Origin of the sequence: Polyangium fumosum (assembly GCF_005144585.1) — a bacterium.
In the GTDB taxonomy this organism is placed as follows: Bacteria; Myxococcota_A; Polyangia; order Polyangiales; family Polyangiaceae; genus Polyangium; species Polyangium fumosum.
Map to the genome: position 1 here is coordinate 18,698 of NZ_SSMQ01000004.1, position 22,042 is coordinate 40,739.

18 protein-coding genes are annotated in these 22,042 nt (G+C 69.7%); 10 read left to right on the forward strand and 8 right to left on the reverse strand.

Features of this window, described 5'->3' with window-relative positions:
- Positions 1–32: 32 nt before the first annotated feature.
- On the reverse strand, positions 33–275 hold the full coding sequence (locus E8A74_RS05225) for a hypothetical protein (RefSeq protein WP_136927810.1): 243 nt from the start codon (positions 273–275) through the stop codon (positions 33–35).
- A 31-nt stretch (positions 276–306) separates the two neighbouring features.
- Positions 307–3,537, reverse strand: coding sequence for a serine/threonine-protein kinase (locus E8A74_RS05230; RefSeq protein WP_170228873.1), 3,231 nt, complete (start codon positions 3,535–3,537; stop codon positions 307–309).
- Positions 3,538–3,870: 333 nt separating this feature from the next.
- Here E8A74_RS05230 and E8A74_RS05235 point away from each other — a divergent pair, with 333 nt between their 5' ends.
- The 6 genes from E8A74_RS05235 (at position 3,871) to E8A74_RS05260 (ending at position 10,524) form a co-directional block, all read left to right on the forward strand.
- Positions 3,871–4,182: a hypothetical protein gene (locus E8A74_RS05235; RefSeq protein ID WP_136927812.1), complete on the forward strand. Its 312-nt coding sequence runs from the start codon at positions 3,871–3,873 to the stop codon at positions 4,180–4,182.
- On the forward strand, positions 4,179–5,444 hold the full coding sequence (locus E8A74_RS05240; protein ID WP_136927813.1) for a hypothetical protein: 1,266 nt from the start codon (positions 4,179–4,181) through the stop codon (positions 5,442–5,444). Before E8A74_RS05235 ends, E8A74_RS05240 begins: the two co-directional genes overlap by 4 nt.
- Positions 5,445–5,478: 34 nt before the next feature.
- Entirely contained in the window at positions 5,479–7,797 is a 2,319-nt protein-coding gene (locus E8A74_RS05245; protein ID WP_136927814.1) for a hypothetical protein, read from the forward strand.
- Between the two features lie 63 nt (positions 7,798–7,860).
- Positions 7,861–9,129, forward strand: coding sequence for a serine/threonine-protein kinase (locus E8A74_RS05250; RefSeq protein WP_136927815.1), 1,269 nt, complete (start codon positions 7,861–7,863; stop codon positions 9,127–9,129).
- A gap of 88 nt (positions 9,130–9,217) precedes the next feature.
- Positions 9,218–10,141, forward strand: a complete 924-nt coding sequence (locus E8A74_RS05255) for a hypothetical protein (protein WP_136927816.1) — start codon at positions 9,218–9,220, stop codon at positions 10,139–10,141.
- On the forward strand, positions 10,141–10,524 hold the full coding sequence (locus tag E8A74_RS05260) for a hypothetical protein (protein WP_136927817.1): 384 nt from the start codon (positions 10,141–10,143) through the stop codon (positions 10,522–10,524). Before E8A74_RS05255 ends, E8A74_RS05260 begins: the two co-directional genes overlap by 1 nt.
- A gap of 296 nt (positions 10,525–10,820) precedes the next feature.
- Here the strand turns inward: E8A74_RS05260 and E8A74_RS05265 are convergent, their stop codons facing one another.
- From E8A74_RS05265 to E8A74_RS05280, 4 genes are all read right to left on the reverse strand, one after another.
- Positions 10,821–11,270, reverse strand: a complete 450-nt coding sequence (locus E8A74_RS05265) for an ExbD/TolR family protein (protein ID WP_136927818.1) — start codon at positions 11,268–11,270, stop codon at positions 10,821–10,823.
- A gap of 20 nt (positions 11,271–11,290) precedes the next feature.
- On the reverse strand, positions 11,291–11,704 hold the full coding sequence (locus E8A74_RS05270) for an ExbD/TolR family protein (RefSeq protein ID WP_136927819.1): 414 nt from the start codon (positions 11,702–11,704) through the stop codon (positions 11,291–11,293).
- An 87-nt stretch (positions 11,705–11,791) separates the two neighbouring features.
- Entirely contained in the window at positions 11,792–12,505 is a 714-nt protein-coding gene (locus E8A74_RS05275) for a MotA/TolQ/ExbB proton channel family protein (protein ID WP_136927820.1), read from the reverse strand.
- Between the two features lie 93 nt (positions 12,506–12,598).
- Positions 12,599–13,363 carry an energy transducer TonB gene (locus E8A74_RS05280; protein WP_136927821.1) on the reverse strand — a complete coding sequence of 255 codons (765 nt, stop codon included), beginning with the start codon at positions 13,361–13,363 and terminating at the stop codon, positions 12,599–12,601.
- A gap of 461 nt (positions 13,364–13,824) precedes the next feature.
- Here E8A74_RS05280 and E8A74_RS05285 point away from each other — a divergent pair, with 461 nt between their 5' ends.
- Together E8A74_RS05285 and E8A74_RS05290 are read left to right on the forward strand one after the other, a co-directional pair.
- Positions 13,825–17,076, forward strand: a complete 3,252-nt coding sequence (locus E8A74_RS05285) for a TonB-dependent receptor (protein ID WP_232379384.1) — start codon at positions 13,825–13,827, stop codon at positions 17,074–17,076.
- A gap of 26 nt (positions 17,077–17,102) precedes the next feature.
- On the forward strand, positions 17,103–17,990 hold the full coding sequence (locus E8A74_RS05290) for a hypothetical protein (RefSeq protein ID WP_136927823.1): 888 nt from the start codon (positions 17,103–17,105) through the stop codon (positions 17,988–17,990).
- 97 nt (positions 17,991–18,087) lie between these two features.
- Here E8A74_RS05290 and E8A74_RS05295 read toward each other — a convergent pair whose 3' ends face one another.
- Positions 18,088–19,566, reverse strand: a complete 1,479-nt coding sequence (locus E8A74_RS05295) for a thioredoxin family protein (RefSeq protein ID WP_136927824.1) — start codon at positions 19,564–19,566, stop codon at positions 18,088–18,090.
- An 87-nt stretch (positions 19,567–19,653) separates the two neighbouring features.
- Between E8A74_RS05295 and E8A74_RS05300 the strand changes: the two genes are divergently transcribed.
- Complete coding sequence (locus tag E8A74_RS05300; RefSeq protein ID WP_136927825.1) at positions 19,654–20,343, forward strand: hypothetical protein; 690 nt, start codon at positions 19,654–19,656, stop codon at positions 20,341–20,343.
- Positions 20,344–20,362: 19 nt separating this feature from the next.
- Positions 20,363–20,764 carry a hypothetical protein gene (locus tag E8A74_RS05305; RefSeq protein ID WP_136927826.1) on the forward strand — a complete coding sequence of 134 codons (402 nt, stop codon included), beginning with the start codon at positions 20,363–20,365 and terminating at the stop codon, positions 20,762–20,764.
- Here the strand turns inward: E8A74_RS05305 and E8A74_RS05310 are convergent.
- Positions 20,754–22,001 (reverse strand): hypothetical protein, encoded by a 1,248-nt coding sequence (locus E8A74_RS05310; RefSeq protein WP_136927827.1) that lies wholly within the window; start codon positions 21,999–22,001, stop codon positions 20,754–20,756. The two genes, E8A74_RS05305 and E8A74_RS05310, sit on opposite strands and share 11 nt — an antisense overlap.
- Positions 22,002–22,042: the final 41 nt, after the last annotated feature.

The following is a 22,042-nucleotide window of genomic DNA, read 5'->3' on the forward strand; positions in this document are numbered from 1 at the left end:
ACGACCGCCCGCGAAGGCGTCGCGCGGCGCGGCTACGAGGCGGCCTTCCCCCGCGCGAATTGCTCGGCGTGGGCCATGGCGACCTCGGCCTCCTCGAAGAGCTCGTCCGGCGGCTGCACCTCCTTGCCGTCTCGCTCCGCTTCCCAGCGGAAGCCTCGCCGCTCTCCCGGGGCCTCGGGCTTCCACGTGAGCTTGAGCTTGTAGCCGTTCAGCTCGGCCACGTACGTCCCGTCGTGCTCCAGCTGCCAGATCGAAACCGTCGCGTGAAGATGCATCTCTCCCTCGTCCACGTCCCGCGCCTGTCCCTCAAGAAGATCGCTCCATCACGATCCGCAAGAGGGGCGGGAGCCTTCGCACGTCGCCCGGCACCTTGATGGAGGGGCCGCCGACCACCGAGCTCATGAGGCACGTCCCGGCGCGCGGCAGGTGTTCCATCCAGTACACGTCGAACTTGTCCTCGTGCGCGACGCGCCGCAAGAAAGGTTCAAGCGGCAGCACGAGCCCCTCGCGCCACCGCGCCAGGTACGTCACGTTCGCGAGCCGCATCGGGCTGTTCAGCCCGAGCCGCCGCCGCGTGCCCGTGTTGAACGGGCCCGTATGGTCGATGAACTCGACGGTCTGCAGATCGCCGTACAGATCCGGCTCCGTCTTCTCGACCGTGACGAGCGTCCATGCGCAGAGCGGCCGCAGCGCCCGGAGGAGCGTGCGCGTCATCTGCTCGAACTCGGGCAGATCGGCCGCAGCGCGGGCCTCGTTGTAGTGGCCGTGCGCGAAGCTGTTGCGCTCGACCTGCATCAGGTTCGAGAGCGTCTCGAACGTCTGGTTCTGCGAGAGCCGCACGCCGAGCACGTCACGCACGAGCGCGCCGATCGGATCGTCGCGCCCTTCAAAACCCTTCGCCGCGGCCCGCGCGATCTCGCGCCAGGTCCCGAGCGCGAAGCCGTCGCGCGAGCCGTGCCGCTTGTAGAGCTCGACCATCACGTCGAACCCCGGCGCGACCTCGCTGCCGCCCTCGGCCGGCCGCCGCGCGAAGTACGCCGAGAGCAGCACGGTCGCGATGAACCGCCACGTGCCTTCGAGCACATCGAAGAGCATCTTCACGCGCTCGATCCCGCTCGACGCGGCGATCGCCGCGTGCACGCGCCCCGAGATCGGATAGGGCAGGCCGCCGCTCAACGCCGAGAGCACCCCGTGCGGATCGGCGCACTCGCGCGCGAGCTCCTGCGCCCGCGTCTGCACGTCGCCGTGCAACACCTCCCACGAGAGCGTGCGCGGCAGCTCCACCTTGCCGTCGAGGATCGGCGGCCGCGCGTGCCAGTCGCACTGCACCGCGCTGCCGAGCGCGACCGCATCGACCTTCCGCGTCACGCACGCCGCCACCACGCCCGGCGCCATCGGCGCGACGATCGCGGCTTGCCCCGCGTGCGTCGCCGCCACGGCCGCGAGCTCCTTCTCCAGCGCCGCCACCACGTGCGGCCCCACCGCGTCGAGCGCCTTCTGCTCCTCGATCGCGAAGAGCAGCGTCGTCCGCTTCGTGTCGATCGACGCGCCGAGCACCTCTTGCACGCTCGACACCCGCGCGCCCGGCACGCTCGAACGCAGCGCCGCGACCGCCTGCCCCGACGTCTCCGAGAACGCGCTCATCGCGTGCAGCGCGAGCTCGAGTTCGCGCCCCGCGTCGCTCCCGTCGCCGGAGAGCGTCCAGTACCCGCAGGCGAACGACCGACCGTCGACCGCCGTGCGCGCCGACGCGACCCACGCGCGCCCCTTCTCCGCGACCTCCGCGGCCTCGCCGGCCACGAGGACCACGGCCGTCTCCTCGACGAGCCCCACCGCGACGCCCGGCGACGCGCGATGGATCGCCACCGCCGCGAGCGCCCCCGCCGGATACTCCGCGCCGCCCGCGCGCGCCGCCGACGGCTGCGCCTTCACGAGCAGGAGCGCGCCGCCGCGCTTGCGCTGCAGGAACGACGCGATCTCCTGTTCGAGCCCCGCGCGTCCGAGCAGGCCCGTCGTCGCGTCCACGGTCCCCGCGGGCACGGTCGGCGTCACGTAGCGCCGATCCACCATCGTCGCCCGCATGCCTCCGACCTGCACGAACGTCCCGTGCACCAGCGCCGCTTCTTCCCCTCGCGCGAGCGCGTGCGCGCCGACCTGCACCGGCACGCTGCACTCGGTGCGCCGCCGCAACCACCAGCGCACGCCGTCGTGCCGCAGCGTCGCGGCGAGGCGCGAGGCCACGTCCGGGTAGACGAGCTCGTTGCGCTCGTCGCCCACGCGCTCGACGCGCCCGAGCCGCAGCACGCCCACCGGCGAAAGCCGCAGCTCGAACAAGCCCCCGTCCCGCGTCTCCACGCGCAGCCGATCGGGCGCGTTCACCTCGCCGCGCCAGAGCGAAAACGCGGGCGACGCGCTCAGCCACAACGTCGCGCCTCCCACGGTGTACGTGCGCAGCTCCGCGCCCGGCGCCTCCGCGCCGCTGTCGCTCTTCTCGCGAGGCGCCTCGACGTCGCCCGGCGCGGTCGGTCCCGGCCGAGGGTTCATCGGCGTATCCGCGTCGAGCGTCGGGAGCGACGGGCGTGCCGGCGCCGCCTCGACGCGCATCGAGCCGGGGCCTTGCGAGCGCTCGAGATCCGGCACGGCCTCGAGCAAGGCCGTGAGAAACTCCTCGGCCGCGGGAAACCTCTCGCCCCGATCGCGCGCCATCGCGCGCCGCACCACGCGCCCGAGCGGCTCCGGCAGCCCTGGCACGAGCGACCCGAGATCGGGCGGATCCCGATGGCAGATGGCGATGACGAGCCGCGCGAACGTCGGCTCCGAGAACGGCGGCGCGCCGGCGAGCGCCTCGTACAGGATCGCGCCCATCGACCAGATGTCCGTGCGCGGATCGATGTCATCGAGCGCCTCGATCTGCTCGGGCGACATGTAGAACGGCGTCCCCACCGGCGTCCCGACCCGCGTCAGCGGATCCTGCGCGGACAGGCTCGACGCGGCCACGAGCTCCGCCTCGCTGCCGAGCACCTTCGAGAGACCGAAATCGACGATCTTGACGTGCGTCTTTCCGTCATCGGCGTCGACGAGGAAGACGTTCTGCGGCTTCAGATCCCGATGCACCACGCCGGCCGTGTGCGCGCGCCGGAGCCCCCGCAGCGCCTGGGCCGCGATCGCCGCCGCTTGTGGCACGCTCATCCGGCCGAGACGCCGCAGGCGCGTCGCGAGATCCTCGCCTTGCAAGAGCTCCATCACGAGGAACGGCTCGCCTGCCTCCGTCTCTCCCGTGTCGAAGATCTGCACGATGTGCGCGCTCTCGATCGCCGACACCGCGCGCGCCTCGCGGTGGAAGCGCGCCCGCACCGATGCATCCGCGCCTGCCGGCGTGCGGAGGAACTTCAGGGCGACGCGCTTGCCGATCGCGACGTTCTGCGCCTCGTAGACGCTCCCCATCCCGCCGCGCCCGATCAGGCGCAGGACCCTGTACTTCCCGGCGGCAAGCGTGCCGATTCGAGGGTCCGTCCCGCTGCTCTCCGCGCCCGTCACACGTAGGCCCGTCCCTGCGCGGCTCCGTGCCGCCACTCTGTATCGGGCCACCATCGCCCGGAGAGGTCAACGGTCATTCACCACCGCCCGCGATCGGGCCGACGATCTCCCGGGATCTGCGGGGCGTCCGTGAAGCTTTCCGGCACCTCTCCGTCTGACGCCAGCGCTCGCCGGGGGGCGGAAATGGCCTTGGGTGTGCGAGCGTTCGTGGGGCGCCGAACGAGACACCGCTTCCCGGCATCTCCCTTGCGGAACCGGGCGTCGGGTCCGGTATTCTCGCGGTCAAGGCGGCGAGAAGGGAACGCGCACGCCGCACACGCTGTCAGGAGCCGTATGGGAGACACGCACAAGGATTTGGTCTTCTCGATCCCCCTGCCCGGAGGTCGTGTCGCGCGGGTGCCGATCGACGTGCTCGAGCAATACGTCGACCCGACCGCCCGGCTCGCGCACGGCGCCGAGGCCGAGGAAGAAGACGTGACCGCGCACTCGATGTCGGTCGACCCCACGACCGGCGCCAGCGTCTGGCACACCGACTGGGAACTCGGGCAATGCGATTACAAGGACGAGAACGGCTATCCGCAGTCCGCCTACGCATGGCACCGCCACCCCCTCGGCAACGAGTACACCGAAATCTACCAGAAGTGACCTCGACCCCTCGCTCCCCCGAGCCTCGCCGACCAGGGCGCCTGCTGCGCGCGGCGCTCGGCGCTTCTTTCCTCGTCCCGCTCGTGTTTCCTGCCTGCCTCACGCCGGGGTATCCGCTGGCCCCGAGCGGGCAGGTCGACATCCGCGTCCACGTCGCGGGCTCCCTCTTCGCGGCCGACACGCTCGACGAAGCCGGAACGCCCGTCCTTCCTCGCCAGCAGCCCTTCGAGACCGGCGTCACCTTGTTCCTCGCGGAGGGCGGCGCGCCGGCGTACGGCGGGTTCGTCACGGTACGCGTCGACCCGCCCGAGGCCCTCGTGCTCGGGCCTTACCCGAAGGAGTCCGACCCCACCTGCCAGGAGATCGAAGGCGCGTTTCGATGCACCGCGTCGAGCGAAGGGTACGCGCGCTTCGTCGTCTCCTCGCAGAGCGACTGGTCCGGCAGCGCGTCGATCATCGTGAGCTGGGCCGAGCAGATGAAGGAAGAGGACATCCAGATCCTGCCGGCCGGCCTGCCCGACTCCGCCACGAACTTCACGATGCTCGTCGCCGGCCTCGACGAGTCGCTCGACGGCGCCCGCGTCCTGCCGACCTTCCTCGCGCTCAAGTGCACCGTCGGCCCGCTGCCCGATGATTTGGGCTCCAAGTGGCGGCCCGGCGCCATCCGCTCCCGCGAGGCGTTCGTCCGCGCCACGCCGCCCTCGAACGCGCCCGGCGTCGTGGAGAACGCGCCCGTCATCGTCGAGTCCCTCTTCAGCGAGGCCGCCCTCTCCACCACGTCCGACTGCGCCGAGCGCAAGACACGCCTGCGCGTCCTGCTCGGCTCGACCGGCGAGAGCGAGCGCTTCTTCCTCTGCTTCAGCGACATCGGCGGCGAGGCCGACTTCGCGGTCACCTCGGGCCAGAAGCAGCTCGATCCCGGCCCGACGGTCCTCGTCGATCCGGAGCCGCGCCTGCTCCGCGTCCGCGCGCTGCAGAGCGTCGTCGGCACCGGCCTCGGCGGCGAGGTCGATCTCTTCGAGGTCAGCGCCTTCGACGTGAACCGCGTCCGCATCGTCATGCCCGTGGATCTCCGCGTCGAGGGCAGCGAGTACCTCTCCATCGATCAGGCCAGCGTGACGCTCGACAAGGAGCCGAACCCCGCGACCACCCTCTCCGCCACGCCGAAGTACCCCGGCACAGCGCGGCTCCACGTCACGCCGCGGCTCCTCTCGAGCCCCGACTGCGCCTCCGATCCGATCAGCGTCGTCGAAGCGCCCTGACCCGCGCACCGCCTCCACCCGAGCGATGACCCCCATGCGACAAGCCCCCCTCGCCGCCTCTCGCGTCCCCGACGAAAGCGCCTCGCGTGCACGCCCTTCTCGCGCGTCGCTGCTCCGCCTCCTCGCGCTCTTCGGCGTCGCGGCATCGCTCTCGCTCGCGGGCCCCGTCGCCGCGCAGAGCGAGGACGACGACACGGGCGGCGGCGATGATTCCGACACACCCGAGCCCACGACGACACGCGTCAACACGCCCACGGGCTCGGCCCCGATGCCCGCGGATTTCAGCGGCAGCTTGCAGATCGTGCGGGGCCCGGCGACCGCGAACGGCGGCGCCACGCCGGGGACGGCGCCCGAGATCTTCCCCGAGGCGAGCCGCGTCTTCATGAGCGTCCGCGACACCGACCCCGTCCCGATCGAGACGGCGCGCCGCGGCGGCCCGTGGCTCTGCTCCACGGGGCAGTGCTCGACCACGCTCGGCGACGCCGGCCAGAGCCGCATCGGCGACGACATGCTCCGCTCGATCAAGCTCCAGACGCCGACGCTCCCCTTGCCGCTCACGATCTGGGGCCGCCTCGACGAGCAGGGCCGGCGCACGCTCGACTTCGACCCCGTCCTCCTCGGCCGCAGGGACTACCGCCACGTCTGCGCCTATCCGCCCGTCGCGCCGAACGACAAACCCGGGCCGCGCAAGGTCGAAAAGGCCCCGCTCTGCCGCGACGACGTCCCGGTCCCGCCCCTGCCCGACTCGGCCGAGGTCCTGCTCGGCATGCAGTGGCCCAAGCAGTCCGAGATGGCCGACTTCCGCTACCTCGCCATCGTCGATAGCTGCGGCAACGCCCGCGTCCAGCCCTTCCAGCGCACCTTCACCGTCCCCGTCTTCGAGGTCGCCTCCGGCGGCTGCGGCAAGGCCGACGGCAAGGTCCTCCGCATCTTCCCGAGCGGCGGCTGGCTCCGCGTCACTGCGTTCAACCTCGACAACACCGCGGCCGGCACCGTCGTCAACGCCACGTACCGCGTCTCGGTCCCGCCGCTGGAGAACCTCGTCGAGTCGAACCCGGCGCGCATGCTCTTCCCCGATCCGCAGCTCGAGGACCTCAAGGTCGACTGCGGCCCCGCCATACGCAGATCCTCCGGCATGCCGTCCGCGCCGCCCGCGAGCCCGTCCGCGCCCCCGCCCGGCGTGATGGCCAAGCGGGCCGCCGCCGCGCCTCCGCCCGACGCCGCGCCGAAGGACGACGCCCCCGAGGACGCCACACCTCGCGCCCCGGAAGCCGCCGATCTCGCGCCGCGCGCTGCCCCGAAGCCCGGGGACAAACCCGCTGTCACGGCCGCCGCGAAAAAGCCTGCGCCGAAGGCGTCCCCCGTCGCGCCCAAGACCTCGCCGATGGGGCCGCCGCGCCCGTCGCTCCCGATGAAGGCCACCGCGCCCGCGGGCCCTGGGCCGCAGCCGCTCGCGCACATGTCGCTCGTCATCGCGCCCGAGCCGCTCCGGCAAGGGGTTTGTCGCGTCCGCCTCTCCGGCTCGACCAAGGGCCGCCTCGTCGCCCCGCTCGCGCTCTACGTCTCGCTCACGCGCACCGATCGCACCTCGAACGGCGCGCCGATCGAGCTGCTCAACGATCACAAGTGGATCGTCACGCCCAACTCGGCCGAGTTCCAGCTCCCGCCCCTCGCGGAGAACTTCGACGGCGACTCGCGCCTCCGGCTCGCGGTCTACAGCGATCCTTTGAACACCGACGGAAAGGTCGTCCTCGTCTCCGATGCCGCGCGCGTCGCGGCCTCCCTGCGATCGGGCGGCGAGGCCACCCCCGAAGCCGCGCGCAGGCTCATCGGCTCGGCCACCATCCACTCCGTCCCGCTCTGCGGCGAGTCGAACTTCGAGACCCTCGAAGCCGCCGGGAGCTGCCTCCGCGCCTACCTCACGATCCCGGCCATGCTGGCCACGCTCCAGATCACGCGCGCGCCCTGGCTCGAACGGCCCCTCGTCACGCGCAGCGTCCTCAGCGCCGTCGGCGTCGCCCTCGCCGTCGACAGCTACGATCCCGTCCGGCGCCGCGCCTTCCCCATCGCCGGCCAGCTCGGCGGCTCCATCCAGCAGCTCGGCGACGGCCGCGTCGGCCTCCTCGGCTACCTTGGCGTCGCCCCCACCATCCCGGTCCTCGGCGACGGCGGCAACACGACCTCCTTTGGCTTCCTCGCCGGCATCGGCCTCTCCTACATCACGAACGAGAGCGGCCCCGACGAGGGCCTCAAACCCGCGGCCTTCCTCTCCGTCGTCGTTCAGGTCGGACAGGCCACACCCCAGGTTTCGGGCTCCAGCCGGGCTGTGTTCGGCACTTACCAGGGGGAGTGATAAGCTCGTGGACCAGGGCCGCCGCCCCTCCCCGCACCCCGACCCAAGCTTCGCCAGCACCACGTGAACGAAGGAGACCTCGTCGCCGGACGGTACCGACTCCTCCGCCCCATCGGACGGGGCGCGATGGGCACCGTATGGGCCGGCCGACACGAGCTGCTCGGGCGTGACTTCGCCCTCAAGTTCGCGCGCCTGCCGCTCCGCGCAGGCCCCGAGACACGCGCGCGTTTCCTCCGCGAAGCGCAGGCCATCGGCCGCCTCCGCCATCCCAACGTCGTCGACGTCGCGGACTTCGGCGAGGTCGCCCCGGGCGGCGGCCTCTACCTCGCGATGGAGCTGCTCGAAGGCCAGTCGCTCGCCGCGCGCATCGAGGAGCAAGGCGCGCTCCGCCCCGCCGAGGCCGTCGCGATCGCAGCCGAGATCGCCCGCGGGCTCGCCGCCGCGCACGCCGCGGGCATCGTGCATCGCGACATCAAGCCCGAGAACATCTTTCTCGCCCGTGGGATGCGCGGCGGTTTGGTCCCCAAGCTCCTCGATTTCGGCATCAGCAAGCAGCAGCAAGCCGACGAGACCCCCTCCACGATGAACGGCGTGCCCTTCGGCACCCCCGCGTACATGAGCCCCGAGCAAGCCCTCGGCGAGCTCGACGTCGATCACCGCTCCGACGTGTGGTCACTCGGCGTCGTGCTGCACGAGATGCTCGCCGGCAAGCACCCGTTCGTCGCGCCAAACTACCAGGCGCTCATGACGAAGATCGCCGAGTCGCCCCCCACGCCGCTCGACACGTCGGTGCCCGAGGTCGTGCGCGGCATCGTGACGAAGTGCCTCCAGAAACATCCCGCCGATCGGTTCGCCGACGCCGACGCCCTCGCGACGGCGCTCGAAGACGCGCTCGGCAGGCTCGGTCCTTCGGGGGGCGTCGCGATCGAGCGCCCGCGCGCCTTGCCTTCGTTGCGCCCGCCCGCGAGCCCCGACGCCGTGCAAGCCTCGCCCTCGAAGCGTGGCCCCGCGCTCGGCGCCGCCGTCGTCGCGGCGGCCTTGCTCGCGGGCCTCGCCGCGGTCGCGCTCGGCGGAAAGCGCGACGCCGAGCCCCCGGCGCCCGCACCTCCTCCGACCGTGCCCAAGGCCGAGGCCCTCCCCACGCCGCAACCCACCGCGCTCCCGACGGCGGCGCCGAGCGCTGCGCCCACGACCACGACCACGCATGCTCCTGGGACGCCGCGCAGCGCCAACACCGTGACGCACACGCCGCCTTCGGGATCGACCTCGGGAAAGGCCTCCGGACCTGCGGGGAAACGCCCCACGACGAACGTCAACGACCCGGGATTCTGAGGCCCACGCGATCCCGACCCGAGGCGAAGCGTGGTACCATCGTGGCCGAGGATCCGTTTTGCGTCGGTTTCACTCTCAGGCAGCCTGCGTGGGGATCGCCTTGCTCGCTGGCACCTCGTGGCCGACGCGTGTGGGGGCGGACGAAGCTCCCACGGCGGCCGAGCTGAAGGAGGCGCGCGAGCAGTTCACGCGGGGGCGGCAGCTCGAAGACGAGGGCAAGTTCGCCGAGGCGCTCGTGCTCTTCCAGCGCGTGGGTCACGTGAAGATGACCCCGCAGGTGCGCTTCCACCTCGCGCTTTGCCTGGAGCACCTCGGCAAGCTGGCCGAGGCGCTGGAGACGTTCCGGATCGCCGCCCGTGAAGCGACGCCCAGCGCGCCGAACGTCGTGATCGAAGCGAACCAGCACGTCGAAGCGCTCGAGAAACGCGTGCCGACGCTGACGATCGTGGTCGAGAACGCGAGCCCGGGGGACGAGATCTCGCTGGAGGGCCGGCGGCGGGTCACCGCGGGGTCCGCGCTTCGGATGGATCCCGGAGGGTACACCCTCACGTTGCGGCGGGACGGCGCGGTCGTGAGCGAGCAACGCGTCACGCTCGCAGAAGGCAAGAGCCTGCGGGTCGAGCTCTCGGCCACGGGGGGCGGGGGCGGCGGGTACGCGCCGGGCTCGATCCAGCGAACGCTCGGCTGGAGCGCGGTCGGCCTCTCGGCGGCGTCGCTCGTCACCATGGGCGTCTTCATCGGGCTGCGCGCGGATCGGCTCGCGCAGGTCGAGGCCGCTTGCCCGACGCACATCAACTGTGATCCCTCGGTCGCGCCGCTCGCGAACGAGGGCGCGACGTACGCGACGCTCGTCAACGTCTTCGCTGGGCTCACGGGGGCGGCGGCCGTCGCGGGCGTCGCGCTCTTGCTCACGGCGCCGGCGCCTGCTGCGACCGCGCCGCGCGCGGCCTTGCGTTTGACCCCCGTGTTCGCTCCGGGGATCACCTTTTTATCGGTCGAAGGGAGGTTCTGATGCTGCGAACGAGCCACGAGCGCTCTCGGCTGGTGTTCTTCTGCTGTCTGCTCCTCGGCCTCTCTGCGTGCACGTTCCCGGCCATCGATTATGCCGAGCCGGACGAGAGCGGCGGGGAAGGCCCTGCGTGCGCGGCCACGCCCAAATGTGCGAACGACGTCCAGAACTGCGCGAAGCAGGCCACGGGGCAGCGCAGCATGTGCGTGTCCCAGTGCGAAAAAGGCTGGCCGAGCGGGAGCAGCTTCGACGGGGATTGCTCGGCGTGCGAAACCGCGCACGACACGGCCCTGAACAACTGCGTCGCGCAATGCGAGACCTGCAGCGCGTCCGGCGGCTGCACGAACGCGCTCGACAGTTGCCGCGCGCTGCTCGGCTTTCCCTGAGCACGCGCCCCGCGCCCGCCCGCCTGCTGCGTCCGTGACGACCGCGTCAACCACGCGTGACGGCCGTGTGTCAAACCTTTTCCGCGCGACAATGAGCGAATTCGACCCCCAAGGCGCCGCGTCGGTCGCGGGGAATAGCCGTATGCACGGAATTATCCTGCAATGGATGGTTTGGCGAAGATGGTCGTTGCAATGACCACCCCTTGAATTGCGGGATTGGTGAAATAATCTCGAAAAAGAGAAAGCCCCGACGTGCACGGGGCACGTCGGGGCTCGTCGAACCACACGAAGACGCTTTACTTTTTCTCTTCGTCTTCGGGGGGCGTGGTCATCATGCCGAGCACCTTCGCGCCGGCCTGCTTGGCCCCGTCCAGCGCGGCGATGAGACGCGCGTAGTTCGCCTTGTCGTCGGCGATGAAGAAGACGATCTTGTCGTCCTCCTTCCGCCGCTCGAGCTTCGACTTCAGCTTGTCGACGTATTCTTCGTTCGTGACCTTGTCGTAGTTGATCTTGAAATCACCCTCGGTCCCGATACGAACCACGAGCTGATCGGGCGGCACTTCCGTGACCGTCTCGACCTTCTCCGTCTCGGGCACGCGTACGTCGAGGTTCTTCTCGAGCAGCGGCGTGACGACCATGAAGATGATCAACATCACGAGCACGACGTCGATGAGGGGCGTGACGTTGATGTCCGAGTTCGGCGGATTGGCGGGCTTGATCGCCACCCTTCTCGTCTTTCTGCTCATCTCGTTCGGCTCCGCTGGCTCTACTTCTGCTCTTCAACGCCGAGGGCCACGCTCTTCGCGCCTGCCTTCCGCGACAGCTCCATGACTTCGCGGACGTCGCCCACGGTCAGCGTCTGGTCGCCCTTGAGCAGGATCTTCCGCCCCGGCTTCTCTTCGAGGACCGCCTTCAACGCCGGCGTAAAGCCCTCTTTGTCGTACTCGCTGCTCTCGATGTAGATGTGCTTGTCCGTCGTCACCGAGAGGATGATCGGATCGCTGTCCTTGTTTTCCTCGTCGATCGACTTGGACTGGGGCAGCTTCACGTCCTTGCCGCGCTGGAGCATGGGCGTGATGACCATGAAGATGATCAGAAGAACAAGGACGACGTCGACGAGCGGCGTGACGTTGATGTCGTTCTTTACGCTGCCCTTCTTCGGGCCGACTGCCATTCCCATGAGAACACCTACTCCCTCTCAGGGGTCGCCCTCGCCTTTGCCGCGCGCGCCAGCAAAGGCGCGCCCGATCCACGAGGGCGGGCTTTTCTAGGCCGCGGCCTCGCTCTCCTCGCCCTCTTCTTCCTCCTCCTCACGCGGCCCCTCGGCGAGGCGACGCGCGACCAGATCGAGGAACTCGTTCGAGGACTCGGAGATGTCGACCGCACGCGCGTCGACCCAGCCGGCGAGGAAGTTGAACGCCATGACGGCGGGAATCGCGACGAGCAGACCGAAGGCCGTCGTGATGAGCGCCTCGGCGATACCGGCGGAGACCGTCCCGAGACCACCGGAGCCGCTCGCGGCCATCTTCTCGAAGGCGGTGACGATACCCATGACGGTACCGAGCAGACCGACGAACGGCGCCGTGGAGCCGACCGTCGCCAGCCAGCCGTGGCCACGCTTCAGGACCGCGAGCTCGCGGGCCTGCTGACGCTCGAGGGCGCGCGCGACGGACTCGAAGCAAAGGTCCTTGTCGCCGTGAACCGAGCCCTTGTAGGCCACGAGGCCCGAACGGATCGTGCGGCCGAGGTAGCCGATGTCCTTGCCGAACTTGGCGTCCGCCGCAGCGTCGAGATCGCCGTTCGCCAGGAGGGAGGCCATCTTCGCAGCGAACACCTTCGAGTCGGACATCGACTTGAAAGACATCACGAGCCTCTCGCCCAGGACGAGGAGGGACGTGAGGCTCATGACGCCCATCACGATCACGACCAGGCGGGCAAAAAGCCCCATTTCACGCCAAAGTCCACTCAGTGAAAAATCCATGGTTTCGGTCGCGCCTCCCTCGCGCGTTCTCTTGGTGACTCGAGTGTTCGGTGCTCTGGAGATCGCCCGCACTTCCGTGCGTGGCCCGTGTCTTCAGCGGGTGGGCATCACCAGGCGAATCGTAAAGGTGTAGTTGACCCTCTGCGCTTTGCCGTTGAACATGACCGGCGTATAGCGCTGCGAGGCGAGCGTCCGGAGAACGGCAGCGTCCATGTGGGGCAACCCCTTGATGATGGAGCAGCCCTCGACGCTCCCCGACTCCGTGATCACGCAGCGCGCAATCATGACGCCCTCCACACGCGCGGCCAGAGCCTCGGACGTGTGGCGAATCTCGGGGCCCGAGACCTTCGACGGGCGCGTCATTCCCGCCCCGAACGGAATCGTGACGTTCTGGGGAGGTGGAGGCGGAGGCGCCGGATTGCCGAGCACACCACCGACCACGCCACCGACCACGCCGCCGGGCACGCCGCCGGGCACGCCGCCGGGCACGCCGCCCTCTTCGCCCTCGCCCTCTTCTTCCTTGGCTTCGGGCTCGGGCTCCTTCTCCGGTGGCTTCTCGTCCGGCTTGGGCTCCTCTTTCGTCTCGACGATCGTGTCCGGCTTTTTCACCGGCTTCGGTTTCTCGATCGGCTTGACTTTTTTGCCCCCCGCCGGAGGCGGTGGAGGCGGCGGAGGTGGAGGCGGAGGCGCTGGGGCGACGAACGTCACCTCCGGCAGATCCGTCTTCTTCTCCACCGGTCTCGTCGTGATGTACAGGACGAGCGCGAAGATGAGGGCGTGGACTACCACCGACAGCACGGCGCCCGTGCCGAGGCGGCTCTTGGGGATGTTGTCGCGGCCTAGAACCGAGTCGAACATGAGCCTTGAGCCCTGATAGTCGAAATCGTCTGCCGGGGCGAGCCAAAGAAGACGGGGGCCCCGCAATTCTTGCGGTTGGGGGGGAAACGAATTCTAGAGAGCCCCCCAGCGCCGGGTCCGGGGATGGGTCGTTGCATGTCCTTCCCGGTTCCGAACGCCCCCCGAACGGGGCGTGACGGCGGCAAACCGCGGCGCGCACGAGGGTGCGTCGCGCCCATCCTCATGCGCGAAGGCACGTGCGCGGAGCTTGTCGAGGTGCGTCTCGGAACGTCCACGCCGGGGCTCGTCGGGGGGGTGTGTCCGGGCGTCTCACAGAAAGAGTTACGTGGAGCCCGCAGAAAGTGTTGTTGACGGTCACGGAACATGAGTATAGTCGGCCGCCTTTTCGACACTTGGCCCACTTCTGGAGGGATGGAGGGCTCGTGATATTCAGAGACAGACTAGGCCTGTTGGCCGCGATTGTGCCGTCAGTCGTCATGGTCGCCGGATCGGCGTATGCAGCCGACGGCGTGATCACCGGCCAGGTGCGTAACGCGGCTACGAAAGCACCCGTTGCGGACGTCGTCATCACGGTGACGTCCCCCGCGCTGCAGGGTGAGCAGATCGTCGTGACGGATGCGGGTGGTAACTTCCGCGTTCCGCAGTTGGCCCCCGGTGAGGGCTATACCGTTCGCGCAGACAAGGAGCAGTACAAGCCCTTCTCGCGCGGCGGTATCAAGCTCACCAGCGGCTCGACGATCCGCGTCAACCTGGAGCTTCTGCCGGAGAACATCCAGGCGGGCGAAGAGATCGTCGTCGTCGGCAAGCCGCCGGTCATCGACGTTGGCTCCTCGCGCGTCGCGGTAACCATCGACAGCGAGTTCACGCGCCGCGTGGCCGTGAACCCCCCTGCCGCCAAGGGCGGCGCGACGCGCTCCTTCGAGAGCCTCGCGGCCGTCGCGCCCGGCGCCAACGCCGACGCGTACGGCGTGTCCGTGAACGGCACGTCGTCGCCCGAGAACGGCTTCATCATCGACGGCGTCTCCGCGAACGACCCGGCGTTCGGCATCCTCGCGGTGCCGCTCTCGGCCGAGTTCGTGAAAGAGGTCAACGTCATCACGGCGGGTTACCTGCCGGAGTACGGCCGCAGCATCGGCGGCGTCATGGATGTCGTCACGAAGAGCGGCTCGAACGAGTTCCACGGCTCCGTCTTCGGGGCGATGACGCCCGGCGCGTTCGAGGGTCAGCGTACGCTGATTCCGCGCGCGGGGAACACGATCAACACGAATCCGACGCTCGGCTCGGTTCGTGACTTCGGCTTCGAGATCGGCGGCCCGATCCTGAAGGACAAGCTCTGGTTCTTCGCGGGCTTCAGCGTGGCGCTGCAGCGCTACCGCCTCGAGCGCGTTCTCAGCAGCCTGAACAACACGCTCGAAGACCGGACGATGCCGGATCCGATGAACCCGAACGGCCCGCAGATCCCGGGGCAGGACGGCGTCGTCGAAGTGTACCCGACGATCGACCCGGCGACCGGCTACCAGACGGCGAGCCCGCTCCGGGGCGTCAATCCGCAGATCTACTACGCCGATCAGCAGACGACGCAGTACATCGGCAAGCTGACCTGGAACATCAACCAGGACCACAACATCAGCGTGACGGTGTTCGGCGCGCCGTCGACGTCCGGCGGCAACGGCACGTTCGGCTTCGACGCGCAGGACGGCGGCGTGGCGGTCGGCAACCTGGTCGGCCCGTACAACTCGCTCGCGGGCACGGTCGACCAGTTCAACAACAGCGTCGTGCTCAAGAGCTCGTCGGCGTTCGCGAACAAGAAGTTCCTGGTCGATGTGACCCTCGGCTGGGTCTACAACAGCATCGCGCAGGGCGCGGCGGACGGGTCGAACGTCAACGACATCAACGACCCCACGAAGCTCGCGTACATGCCGGGCATGACGTGGCGCCGCACGACCGGCGGTGCGCACCCGATCACCGACTTCGAGGCGCTCCCGGCGTCGGCGCAGGCGCAATGCGATCCGACGGGCGACGGGCGCTTCGTCAGCAACTTCTGCCCCGTTGCGTCGTACCGGACCGGCGGTCCGGGCCTGATGAACATCGCCACGAGCAACCGCTACCAGGGCCGCGTGATCGCGACGGCGCTGCTCAGCGCGCTCGGGCAGCACGTCATCAAGGCCGGCGTGGACTTCGAGGTCCTCAACTACACGAACACGAAGGGCTACGGCGGTGGCGTGTTCTTCCGCGAGAGCACGAGCGGCAACTTCGTCGCGGACTTCCGTCGTTACGGGTTCCTGCAGAGCCCTGACAACCCGGTCAACCTCGACGTGTTCGAGGCGACCTCGACCTCGACGACGGTCGGCGGCTTCATCCAGGACTCGTGGAACATCCTCGATCGGGTCACGGTGAACCTCGGCGTCCGGTACGACGCGCAGGTCGTGACGGGCAACGACGGCAACGTCGGTATCGCGCTGCCGAACCAGTGGTCGCCGCGTATCGGCGCGATCTGGGATCCGACCCGCGAGGGCCGGGCCAAGATCACGGCGAACTTCGCCCGGTTCTACCAGGCGATCACGCTGAACATGGTCGATCGCTCGTTCCCGGGTGAGCTCGGTCTCCAGAAGAACCGCTCGCTCAACGCGCCGAACTTCAACCCGCCGAAGAACGGCGTCTGCAACCCGCTCGATCCGGTGCAGGCCCGCGGGCCGGAGTGCAACAGCATCGACAACCTGGCCACGGCGACCTTCGAGTACGACCCGAACCAGAAGTACCTCATCACCGGCTCCGATCGCGTCCCGGTCGATCCGGATCTCAAGCCGCAGTCGTCGGATCAAATCGTCGTCGGCGGCGAGTACGAGATCATCACGGACGCGCGCATCGGCGGCGCTTACACCCGCCAGTGGCTGAACTACGCCATGGAGGACATGAGCCGCGACGAGGCGTCGACGTACTTCATCGGAAACCCCGGGTACGGCATCGCGAAGGACTTCCCCAAGGCCAACCGCGACTACGACTCCTTCATGGTGTATTTCCAGAAGGCCTTCTCGAACCAGTGGCTCGCGCAGGTCAACTACACCGTCTCGTGGAACCGCGGTAACCTCGCGGGTCTGTTCCGGCCGGAGACGGGCCAGCTCGATCCGAACATCAACTCGGACTTCGACCTGGTCTCGATCCTCGCGAACCGGACCGGCGACCTGCCCGGTGACCGTCGCCACGTGATCAAGGTGTTCGGCGCCAAGGAGTTCCAGCTCCCGGCGAACGTCACGATCAACGTCGGCCTCGGCTACCTTGGCCGCAGCGGCACGCCGCTGAACGTCCTCGGCTCGCACGCGCTCTACGGCGACTCCGAGGTGTTCATCCTGCCCCGCGGCGACGGAGGCCGTACGCCCTGGGTCCACAGCATCGACACGAACGTGACGTTCGGCTACCGCTTCTCGAAGGACAGCGCGCTGACCGTCGGTGTCGACATCTTCAACCTGTTCAACTTCCAGCAGGCCACGGGCTTCGACCAGAGGTACACCCTGGCGGACGTCCTGCCGATCGCGGAAGGGTCCGAGGCGAACCTCCACGGGAAGAAGGGCGAGGCGCCGACGGATACGAGCAAGAAGCTGCTCTACTCCGACGGCCGGGACTTCGATCCGGCGGACGTCAACCCCAACTGGAAGAACCCGACCAGTTATCAGACGCCGCGGCAGATCCGCATCAACGCGCGCGTGACCTTCTGATGGTTGGAAGGGAAAGGAAGCTCACCATGAAGCACCGAATCCACAGTGTTCTGGTCGGCGCGATGGGGCTCGCCAGCGCGGCATTCTTCGCGTTCTCCGGGGCCTCTTGCTCGCAACCGACCATCCAATGCGTCGTCGGGCACGGACCGTACTTCGCGAAGTACCAGTTCGTCAGCGGTGACGAGGCATGCCTCGGCCTGAAGGGCGAAGACATCGGCCTGTCGACGTATCTCGCGCCCAACGCGGACAAGACGCTCGCCGATTACAACGCCCGCAGCATCGCGATCCAGTCGTCCAAGCTCGGGCTCCTCGCTCGCGACCGTGAGGGCGCGGGGTACGACATCGGGACGGACAAGCCGTACGCGTTCGGCGCGTACACGACCGATCCGGACGCGAACAACCTCTGCTACACGGGCGGCGCGAACGGCTCGGCGGCGATCGCGTCGGCGGACATGAACATCGAGGAGTTCGATACGGGCGAGGTGGATGACATGGGCAACCCTGTCATCCTCCCGGCCGAGCACCACCGGCAGGAGTGGAAGAACATCAAGGTGTACGTGACCGCCGCCGTGCCCGGCACGCAGGTCGTCGGCGAGATGCGCTACGAGGATGTGCTGGCCGGATGCTCGGCCGAGTACAAGTTCATCGCGCTCTTCCCGTCGGTGCCTTGCGACAAGGCCGTCCACACCGACGACGACAACAACCCGGACACCGACGCCGCCAACGACGACGCCAATCCGGACGAGGATGACACGCCGATGATCGTCCCGGACGAGGATGCCTGCCTGTCCGAGGCCGACCCGTCCAAGGGTCGCGTGTTCGGCTCCGGCATCAACCCGGACTTCCCGGTGCGTTGCGACCCGGAGACGCTGCACTGCATCCTCTCCGAGGATCCGCTCACCGGCAAGCCGTAGTCTCTCGTCCCCTTCCCCCTCCAGACACGCAACACGAGCCTCCCGCCGCGCTTCGCAGCACGGCGGGGGGCCTCGTTGTGCCCTTCCGACGCAGCGATTACCGCTTCGGCGGTGCGCTGCCCTCGCCGAGCGCCTCGGTGAGGCGGCGCCGCGCGTCTGCGAGCGAGGCTTCATTGCGTTGCCCCGGGCCGAGCGCCTCGTGCCCCGCGACCTCCTCGCGCAGCGTGGCGATCTGCCCCTTTCGATCGCCCATCTTGGCCTGCAGATCCGCGCGTTGCTTGAGGTACGCGAGCCGCCGCGGCCCATACGAGAGCGCCACGGCGCGGCCATTCGCCGCGAGCGCGGCGTCGAGCCGTCCCATCTTCGCGAGCGCGCTCGAGAGCCGCGCCGGCGGATCGTACGACTTCGGCATCTCGCGCTCGCGCTGCTCCAGCATCCGCACGGCTTCTTCGCCGCGACCGAGCGCCATGTACGAGATCGCCCGGCCGTAATCGTACGTCGCCGCGATCTCGGGCGACTTCGCCTCGGCCGCAGCCTTCTCCATGATCACGAGGCGTTTCTCGTGCGCCGCGCGCGCGCCGTCCGTGTCGCCGAGCTCGCTCTTCACGCCCGCGAGGATCGCGAGCGTGTCGGCGCGATCATCGACCGTGGACTCGGTCGGCGGCGACGCGACGAGCGCTTCGAGCTTCGTGATCGCCTTGCGCCGCGCGAGGTCCTGCGTGGAGCTCTTCGCGAGCCGGCTCGCGCAGCTCAAGAGAACGGCCGCGAAATCGGCGGGTGCGGCGGCGCCGCGAATCTCGTCCACGTGCTCGGCGCCGAATCGCGCGCATCCATCGACGTCCCCGCTCCCGGCGAGCGAGGAGAGCTTTCCGGCGAGCACGTCGTCGCGGCGAGGCCAGCGCGCGTCGACCTTCGCGAGCAGCTCGTCATAAAGCGCGAGCGCTTTGCGATGATCACCGGCCGCGCGCGCGGCGCTCGCCTGCGCCAGCGTGTAGAGCGGATCCGAGGGAGGCGCGGAGGCATCCATCACGCGCACCGCGTCCTCGACGAAGTTGCGCATCTCGCGCGCCGAGGCCGCGCCCGGCAAGTACGCGACGACGTCGCCTTTCGCGGGATCGATCACGAAGAACGTCGGCCAGAAGCTCATCTTGTATCGTTCGAGAAATGCGGCGCTCGAAGGGCGATCCGTGTCGATCGCCGCGAACACCACGCGATCGGCGAGCGGGCGGAGCGCTGGATCGACGAGCACGTAGTTCTTCATGCTGAGGCACGTGTGGCACCACGGCGCCCATGCATCGACGAAGAGCGCCTTCTTCTCGGCGCGCGCGCGCGCCATCGCGCCGTCGAGGTCGTCCTCGATGAACACGAGCGGCGGGGCGGGCGTGTCCTTTCCGGCGGACGCGCCTTCCGGCTTCGTGTGCTCGCCTGATTTCGCGCCGCCGTTCGTTCCGGCCGCGCCGTTCGTGGGGCCGACCTCGGCCGTGGTGGGTGCGTCGGGGCCGGGCGTCGGGGCGGCGCCGCATCCGGCGGTGAGGGCGACGAGGAGCGCGGGGAACAGGGAGCGAGGGCGGGCCATGCGGCCGAGTGTAGTGCCGAGCGGGCGCGTTCGCCCGAACGAGAGCGTGCTCGCCCCGGCGACGGATTGCGTTATGGTGGAGCCTTCATGAGCGAGCTCGAGGGCCGCTGCGGGAGTTGTGCGGCGTTCACGCGTCCGCGCGAGGATGCGCACCTCGGACGCGTGGGCGACTGCGCGCTCGAGGTGTATCCCTCGCCGATCCGGCAGACGTCGACGTGCGCGCGATACCGGCCGAAGGGCGCCGCGGCGCCGCCGCCGCCGCCGCGCGCGGCGGGCGAGCCTCGCAGGGCGCGCTCCTCGGCGATCGAGCCGCGGCGGCGCGACGCGGAGGCCACGCGGCCTTCGCCGTCCGGGACCACGCAGGGCGCGCGGGTCGTGAATGCGGGCCCCTCGTTGCCCAGGGAGATCGACATCGACATGGATATCGACGAGTTCAGGCGGGTCTTGCGGGAGGTGCTTTCGGAGGAGCTCGGCCTCGGCCGCTCGGAGATGGGCGCGCGCTGGCAAGGCGGCGAGATCGTCCTCAAGCCGGGCAAGGCCGGCACGGCGGAGAAGCGCATCCCGCTCGACACGTTCTTTCACAAAATAGTGATGGTCCGGGACAAACTCCGCGTGCTCGAGGCCAAGCTCAACGCGCACGACGGGCTGCCGGACGCGGACAAGGTGCAGCTCCAGGCGTACATCACGGCCTGTTATGGCTCGCTCACGACGTTCAACGTCCTCTTCGCGGATCGCGAGGATTGGTTCACCGGCGCGGGCAAGGACGGCGACGGCTGAAGGACATCGAGAGGGACGGATGAAACGCTTGGCTTCTTCGTTCTCATGTGTGCTGGTCCTCCTCGCGGGCGCTTGCGCGAGCGAGGTGGACCCTGCGGATTCGGAGCCGACGGGATACGCCGCGGGGGGCCCCTCGTGGAGCGGCCCGCTCGAAGCGCCCGTGCTCGAGGACGTGATCCCGATGTCGAAGGTCCTCCGTGTTCGCTGGAGCCTGGTTTCGCCCTGCGAAGAGGTCGAAGCCGAGCGGCGCACCGACGCGGAGACGTTCGCGCTCGCCTTCACCGCGGAGGGCACGGACACCGATCACGTCGACGAGGGCGCGAACGAGGATCAGGCCTACACGTACCGGCTGCGTTGCGTGCGCGGCGAGGAGACGTCGGCCTTCTCGAACACGCTCTCGGCGAACCCGTTCAGCGAGTGACCTCGTTCATCGCGGCGGCGGCCGGGACCTCCCCGGCAGCACGCTCGCGCGCGCGTTTGCGGGCGGAGGCGCGCGTCCCCGGGTGCGCCATGTCGCCGAGCGCGCGGCGGAGCGCCGCGGCCCAGTACGCGGCGAGCGCCGCGTCCTCCGTGAGGAAGACGTCCATCGGCCCGTGATCGCTGTTGATCTCCACGGCCACGAGGTCGTCGCGCCGAGGCGTCGACACGCCGCGGACCTCTTCCATCGCGATCGCCGCGCCGAGGCGCCCTTCCGGCAGCAGATCCACGGCCCCCGTGCGGCTCACCCACGGGGCGATGACGAACCGATCTCGGCCGGCCCAGAAGAGCGGCGCGGACAGGGCGCGGTAGCGAGCCCCGAAACGCGCCACGCTCACGAACGCGTACCCGGAGAGCGTCACGAGCGCGGCGGCCGACGCGAAGCCGATCGTCAGGTTACGATCCCCCGCGCGGAAGGCGCGCACCGCCTGGACCCACAGCGCGAGCGCGAGGGCAAGCAGGATCGAACCGAGGACGGTGTTGCGGCGGGCGTTCGTCCGCGGGCCCTGGTTCTCGTGATCCCGCAGCACGAGGCGCTCCCCTTCGAGGCGCAGGGCAAACCGCGCGAGCTTGCCGGCGGGGAGCACGGGCTCCTCGGGCTGGACATCCGGCGCGGCGGGCGCGGGCAGCGTGCCCTCGGCGGCTTCGAGTGGCGCGGCGAAGGCGCCGGCGAGCGGCGTCGCGGCCCGAACGACGCGGGCGCACGCGCGGTCTCCGTCGAGATCGACCGCGGCCGCGACGAGCAGGCGGCGCGGGGCGGCGCTTTTGTCCTCGCGTTCGAGCTCGACCCAGGCCGCGGCGAGGGTGCGGCGGTTCGTGCACGTGGTCGCGTCACAGCAGGGACGTTCCTCGGTGGTCACGACCAACCGGGCCACGCGGCCGGCGGTTGGGCGCTCCCCTTCGGCGAGGCGGAGCGGGGCGATGCGGACGTCGGCGCCGCCGAGGGTGCCGCGGATCCAGACGGGCGCCTCGGGTTCGGGTCCGTGGCGGCTCGACACGCTGCCGAGGGGCGGCGCGGCGCGCAGGAGGAAGGGCGCCGAGGGCGGGAGGCGTTCGAGGGCGGCGGCGGCCGCGCCGGGGGCCACGAGGGCGTCGAGGGCAGGCTCGGACGTCTCGGCGCCGAGGGCAGACAGCGCGCGCGATACGTCCGCATCGAGCTCCGTTCGGGGGTGGAGCGGCATGGCCGGCCAGCCATGCCAGGGATCGGGAGAGGCGTAAAGTG

What these genes read in the sequence shown, in the direction of transcription:
- E8A74_RS05225 (WP_136927810.1), bottom strand. Translation starts at nt 275, where the DNA reads ATGCATCTTCACGCGACGGTTTCGATCTGGCAGCTGGAGCACGACGGG.
- E8A74_RS05235 (WP_136927812.1), top strand. Translation starts at nt 3,871, where the DNA reads ATGGGAGACACGCACAAGGATTTGGTCTTCTCGATCCCCCTGCCCGGA.
- E8A74_RS05245 (WP_136927814.1), top strand. Translation starts at nt 5,479, where the DNA reads ATGCGACAAGCCCCCCTCGCCGCCTCTCGCGTCCCCGACGAAAGCGCC.
- E8A74_RS05260 (WP_136927817.1), top strand. Translation starts at nt 10,141, where the DNA reads ATGCTGCGAACGAGCCACGAGCGCTCTCGGCTGGTGTTCTTCTGCTGT.
- E8A74_RS05265 (WP_136927818.1), bottom strand. Translation starts at nt 11,270, where the DNA reads ATGAGCAGAAAGACGAGAAGGGTGGCGATCAAGCCCGCCAATCCGCCG.
- E8A74_RS05270 (WP_136927819.1), bottom strand. Translation starts at nt 11,704, where the DNA reads ATGGGAATGGCAGTCGGCCCGAAGAAGGGCAGCGTAAAGAACGACATC.
- E8A74_RS05275 (WP_136927820.1), bottom strand. Translation starts at nt 12,505, where the DNA reads ATGGATTTTTCACTGAGTGGACTTTGGCGTGAAATGGGGCTTTTTGCC.
- E8A74_RS05280 (WP_136927821.1), bottom strand. Translation starts at nt 13,363, where the DNA reads ATGTTCGACTCGGTTCTAGGCCGCGACAACATCCCCAAGAGCCGCCTC.
- E8A74_RS05290 (WP_136927823.1), top strand. Translation starts at nt 17,103, where the DNA reads ATGAAGCACCGAATCCACAGTGTTCTGGTCGGCGCGATGGGGCTCGCC.
- E8A74_RS05295 (WP_136927824.1), bottom strand. Translation starts at nt 19,566, where the DNA reads ATGGCCCGCCCTCGCTCCCTGTTCCCCGCGCTCCTCGTCGCCCTCACC.
- E8A74_RS05300 (WP_136927825.1), top strand. Translation starts at nt 19,654, where the DNA reads ATGAGCGAGCTCGAGGGCCGCTGCGGGAGTTGTGCGGCGTTCACGCGT.
- E8A74_RS05305 (WP_136927826.1), top strand. Translation starts at nt 20,363, where the DNA reads ATGAAACGCTTGGCTTCTTCGTTCTCATGTGTGCTGGTCCTCCTCGCG.
- E8A74_RS05310 (WP_136927827.1), bottom strand. Translation starts at nt 22,001, where the DNA reads ATGCCGCTCCACCCCCGAACGGAGCTCGATGCGGACGTATCGCGCGCG.